Origin of the sequence: Massilia sp. BKSP1R2A-1 (genome assembly GCF_050586525.1) — a bacterium.
Classification (GTDB): Bacteria; Pseudomonadota; Gammaproteobacteria; order Burkholderiales; family Burkholderiaceae_D; genus Telluria.
This window is the reverse complement of record NZ_JBOBRE010000055.1, coordinates 1-355: the sequence shown is the minus strand read 5'-3', so window position 1 is coordinate 355 and position 355 is coordinate 1. Positions and strand designations below refer to the sequence as shown.

Genomic DNA, 355 nt, shown 5'->3' with positions numbered 1-355 from the left:
GAGCCGAATTATACGGCTCACGGCCTATCCAGAAGCCTATAGAAGCGCCATAGCCTTGGCCGACCTGTTTTCCAATCCTCGGCAAGACCAGAAGCAAGAAGGCCCCAAACAGCCCGGTTCGCGGCAGAAAACGGGTGTACGCCCTGATCGCCGCCAGCATGCCCTGTATGCCAAGCAGCGTGAGCAAACGACTGAAGTTATACGCGAGCACGTGCAGGCTCATCTCGACCTTCACACGCTCCAGTCCTTTCGTTAGAAAGTGCGTGGATCCCATCCATGCCTTGATCGTGGCATAGGGATGCTCGACGGTTGAACGCCGGATGCGCATGGCGTCGGGTGTCTGTTCAAGACGCGC

At 57.7% G+C, this 355-nt stretch carries 1 pseudogene; it reads right to left on the bottom strand.

Annotation, left to right across the window (positions count from 1 at the left end):
* Positions 1-139: 139 nt before the first annotated feature.
* Positions 140-355: pseudogene (locus tag ACQ7JA_RS25050) on the bottom strand (transposase); the annotation flags it as partial.